Annotated in this window: 7 protein-coding genes; 2 read left to right on the top strand and 5 right to left on the bottom strand. The window is 40.0% G+C overall.

Annotated elements, in window-relative coordinates; all coding sequences use genetic code 11:
- Positions 1 to 140 precede the first annotated feature (140 nt).
- Together AN214_RS21490 and AN214_RS21495 are read left to right on the top strand one after the other, a co-directional pair.
- Positions 141 to 515: a hypothetical protein gene (locus AN214_RS21490; RefSeq protein ID WP_054981585.1), complete on the top strand. Its 375-nt coding sequence runs from the start codon at positions 141 to 143 to the stop codon at positions 513 to 515.
- 69 nt (positions 516 to 584) lie between these two features.
- Positions 585 to 1,202: an FKBP-type peptidyl-prolyl cis-trans isomerase gene (locus AN214_RS21495; protein WP_010560002.1), complete on the top strand. Its 618-nt coding sequence runs from the start codon at positions 585 to 587 to the stop codon at positions 1,200 to 1,202.
- A gap of 71 nt (positions 1,203 to 1,273) precedes the next feature.
- Here the strand turns inward: AN214_RS21495 and tusE are convergent, their stop codons facing one another.
- Genes tusE through AN214_RS21520 form a run of 5 tightly spaced genes read right to left on the bottom strand, consistent with a single transcriptional unit; the run spans position 1,274 to position 3,298 of the window.
- Positions 1,274 to 1,606, bottom strand: a complete 333-nt coding sequence (tusE, locus tag AN214_RS21500) for a sulfurtransferase TusE (protein ID WP_054981586.1) — start codon at positions 1,604 to 1,606, stop codon at positions 1,274 to 1,276.
- A 5-nt stretch (positions 1,607 to 1,611) separates the two neighbouring features.
- Positions 1,612 to 1,869 carry a DsrH/TusB family sulfur relay protein gene (locus AN214_RS21505; protein WP_054981587.1) on the bottom strand — a complete coding sequence of 86 codons (258 nt, stop codon included), beginning with the start codon at positions 1,867 to 1,869 and terminating at the stop codon, positions 1,612 to 1,614.
- A complete protein-coding gene (tusC, locus tag AN214_RS21510) occupies positions 1,869 to 2,225 on the bottom strand; it encodes a sulfurtransferase complex subunit TusC (RefSeq protein ID WP_054981588.1) in 357 nt (118 codons plus the stop codon). Before tusC ends, AN214_RS21505 begins: the two co-directional genes overlap by 1 nt.
- The gene (gene tusD, locus AN214_RS21515) at positions 2,222 to 2,575 is read right to left on the bottom strand and encodes a sulfurtransferase complex subunit TusD (protein WP_054981589.1); all 354 of its coding nucleotides are present in this window, start codon (positions 2,573 to 2,575) and stop codon (positions 2,222 to 2,224) included. Before tusD ends, tusC begins: the two co-directional genes overlap by 4 nt.
- Before the next feature lie 57 nt (positions 2,576 to 2,632).
- Entirely contained in the window at positions 2,633 to 3,298 is a 666-nt protein-coding gene (locus AN214_RS21520) for a Bax inhibitor-1/YccA family protein (RefSeq protein WP_054981590.1), read from the bottom strand.
- Positions 3,299 to 3,628 lie beyond the last annotated feature (330 nt).

Below are 3,628 nucleotides of genomic sequence, written 5' to 3' on the forward strand. Positions count from 1 at the left end.
AGAGATGGCTGAGTGGTTGAAAGCACCGGTCTTGAAAACCGGCATAGGTTAATAGCCTATCTAGGGTTCAAATCCCTATCTCTCCGCCACCTCATTCCCAAAACCGCCTTTAGGCGGTTTTTTTCGTTTTGGAGTTTATTATGAATAATAAAGCGAAGTCGATTTTTCTGGTGTTAGTATTTGCGGTTATTTATGCAGTTGTGCTGCAACAAGGTATTTTATTGCTTACTGATTACCTGCAAGTGGGGGCGGACTCCCTGATTAGCGAGTGGCAAACAGCATTGGGCTTATTTGTATTTAACTTGCTTGTAGCACAAACCACACGTAAGTACTTTAAAACGCATCAGCGTTTGCTTTTCTCTTTAACAGTTGGATTTGCATCGGCACTTTTACCGACATTATTTGCTTATCAATTGGCGTTGATTTGGCCTTTGTTACTGGCGAATGTGGTGATTTCAATTTTGGCATTGTTAGCACAAAGTAAGTTAGAGTTGTTACACAGTAAAAGTCAGTAATTGCGGTAACAAGTGGGTGTTATCTATGTTAGACTGGCATTTTTATAACTTAAATAAAGTATAGAGATTATGTCAGATAAATTTAATTCAAATGCTGAAAAAGCAAGCTACGGTATCGGTCTACAAATGGGTGAGCAACTTAAATCAAACCCATTTGAAGGTTTAAACTTAAACTCAGTATTTGAAGGCATGAAAGATGCTTACACGGGTGCTGATTTCCAAGTTGAGATCCCAGCTATTCAAGCAGCGTTTGAAGAAATTAATGCTGAGATCACAAAGCGTCGTGAAGAAGAAGCAAAAGTACTTGCAGCTGAAGGCGAATCTTTCCTTGCTGAAAACGCTAAGCGTGCTGAAGTAACGGTAACTGCATCAGGTCTACAGTATGAAGTACTAACTACAGGTGAAGGCGACAAGCCAACAGCTGAGTCAACAGTACGTACTCATTACCACGGTACATTAATCAATGGTGACGTGTTCGATAGCAGCTACGATCGCGGCCAGCCAGCTGAGTTCCCAGTAGGCGGTGTTATCAAAGGTTGGACTGAAGCATTACAGATGATGCCAGTTGGTTCAAAATGGCGTTTATACGTACCACACGACCTAGCTTATGGCGAGCGTGGTGCTGGTGCATCAATCGCACCTTTCTCAACACTTATCTTCGATGTTGAGTTATTAGATATCCTATAAGCATTTGCTTATTGCTAAAAAAGCCAGCGTTAATGCTGGCTTTTTTATTTATCTAAATTTAACCAACCAGGTTAAATGCAGCGTGCTGGTTTTGGTAGCCCTGCAATTTTTGTAGCTTGTTTCGCCGGTCCCTTAGGGAATAATTTATATAAATACTTGCTGTTTCCTTTGTCTTCACCAAGTTTTTTTGCCATGGCTTTTACTAGCATACGTATTGCTGGGCTGGTATTGAATTCAAGATAAAAATCTCGCACAAAATGCACAACTTCCCAATGATTATCACTGAGAGTGATATTTTCCTGCTCAGCAATGATAGGGGCGAGCGCTTCGCTCCACTGGTTAAAATCTTTCAGATAACCCTCTTTATCAGTGTCGATAGTTTTATCGTTTATGCAATAGCTCATGTTAATTACCAAGTAATATGTTGTTCGCTGTCAACAATGAGCTCAACCCACTGCTGATCAGAAATTGTGATGATCTTTTCGTTTGAGACTGCGCGTGCCTTCATATCAACATCAAGTGCGTATAGGGTGTTTTGACAAAATGCATCAATATAGCAATTAATGCTGTAGCAGGCGTCGGATAGCAGTAAAAGCTTATCATCGGGGGCAATAATAAGTTGATGCTGTTGATAATGCGATAAGGGCTTATTAAATATATGCAGCATTATATTGTTACCACCTGATGCTGTTGTTGAAATAAAGCCTGTTTTTCTGAGGTATCGAGCGTAATGATGTCGTATGCAAACTGAGTAATATCTAAGCCGCGTTGCTTCATTGAGTGTTCACACACATAAATGTGCTCAATATCGTAAAGGCTCAGGGTACCAAAGGTTTTCAAGTAATTTTTAATCTCGAGTGACCCAATTGATTGGCCTTGAAGTAGGGCATAAAGTGCATCGCCTTGTAAAAGCAAACTAACTTGCTGATCAATAGCGGCAAAGATGAGCGCCATATCAAGACTTTCTTTGAGACTACCGTCATTAAAAGGAGAAGCATTACACACAATTAGGTAGTTTTTCATTTAATCTGCACCCATTTATCAGCTTTGCTAGCATCCATCGCGAATTCGGCAAGACCTGCAACTTCAAAGGGTTCACAGCTTGTAATATCGAGCCCTCGTTTTTCGGCTGCAGTAACGCAAAGTGTAAGTTTAATACCTAAATCGGCCAGCGATTGCCAAATATCAGTTACTTGTAACTCATCTGACGGCAATGAAAAATGATTACTGGCGTGAAACACCGCATCTTGATAGAGAAAAACCCCAGATACAGTGTGTCCTAGCGCGAGTGCGCTTTTAGTGAAACGTAGCAAATGTTGCAAACTGTCGTGTGCGGTAACACTTGCATGATAACTAATAATAATATTGGCCAAAATTTACCTATAAAAAAGCCCCGAAGAACGGGGCTTATTTTATTAAACTTTTAGCGTTTAGTCATTATTTGCACCTAGTAGATGCAGGATAGACGTAAATAAGTTGTATACGTTTAAGTATAGGCTAACAGTTGCACGGATATAATTTGTTTCACCGCCGTTAATAATACGGCTAGTGTCGAACAAAATTAAACCAGACATAATAAATACGATGGCAGCGTTCATCGCCATAAATACGATTGAGCTACCTACGAATAGGTTTACTAGGCTTACTAGTACAACAACAATTAAACCTACGAATAAAAAACCACCTAGGAAAGAGAAGTCTTTCTTAGTCGTCATTGCATAGGCTGATAAACCAAAAAATACCAGTGCCGTAGATCCCAAAGCTTGCATGATAAGCATGGGGCCGTTTGGCATTGCTGCATAGTAATTTAACATTGGACCGAGTGCCGCACCCATAAGACCTGTAAAAACAAATACCCATGGTAAGCCAGATGCACTGTCTGCTTTCTTGTTAACTACAAATAAGGTGATCAGACCGCCGATACTAAATACAAGACCCATTAAATAAGGTAATTGCATTGCCATTGAAATGCCTGCTGTAACAGCACTAAATAACAATGTCATACCTAAAAGCATATAGGTGTTGCGTAATACTTTATTTGTTTCAAGTACCGACTGCGCCGATTTTGGCGAAGAGTACGTGTGATTAAAGCTCATAAATAACTCCTTAAATTGAAACGCATTCCTGTTAGGTTTCAGAACTGCGAACAGCATATCAATTAACATGTTAGGTGGCAATTCTATTCCTTTATTAGAACGGTGAAGTAGGGCGTTTAGTTCAATTTAATTTTAAAATTTGATTGTATAATGCTCGGGTTGCATGTTTATTGTGCGGTTGGCAAATAAATTGAAAAAAAAGCTTCACAAGTGAAATAGAATCCCCTAATATTCGCCCCGCTGCGGAGAGATGGCTGAGTGGTCGAAAGCACCGGTCTTGAAAACCGGCATAGGTTAATAGCCTATCTAGGGTTCAAATCCCTATCTCTC

The organism is Pseudoalteromonas sp. P1-9 (assembly GCF_001399975.1).
Taxonomy (GTDB): Bacteria; Pseudomonadota; Gammaproteobacteria; order Enterobacterales; family Alteromonadaceae; genus Pseudoalteromonas.

Excerpts from the sequence above, each read along its gene's own strand:
- AN214_RS21490 (WP_054981585.1), top strand. The coding sequence starts at position 141 with ATGAATAATAAAGCGAAGTCGATTTTTCTGGTGTTAGTATTTGCGGTT.
- AN214_RS21495 (WP_010560002.1), top strand. The coding sequence starts at position 585 with ATGTCAGATAAATTTAATTCAAATGCTGAAAAAGCAAGCTACGGTATC.
- tusE (WP_054981586.1), bottom strand. The coding sequence starts at position 1,606 with ATGAGCTATTGCATAAACGATAAAACTATCGACACTGATAAAGAGGGT.
- AN214_RS21505 (WP_054981587.1), bottom strand. The coding sequence starts at position 1,869 with ATGCTGCATATATTTAATAAGCCCTTATCGCATTATCAACAGCATCAA.
- tusC (WP_054981588.1), bottom strand. The coding sequence starts at position 2,225 with ATGAAAAACTACCTAATTGTGTGTAATGCTTCTCCTTTTAATGACGGT.
- AN214_RS21520 (WP_054981590.1), bottom strand. The coding sequence starts at position 3,298 with ATGAGCTTTAATCACACGTACTCTTCGCCAAAATCGGCGCAGTCGGTA.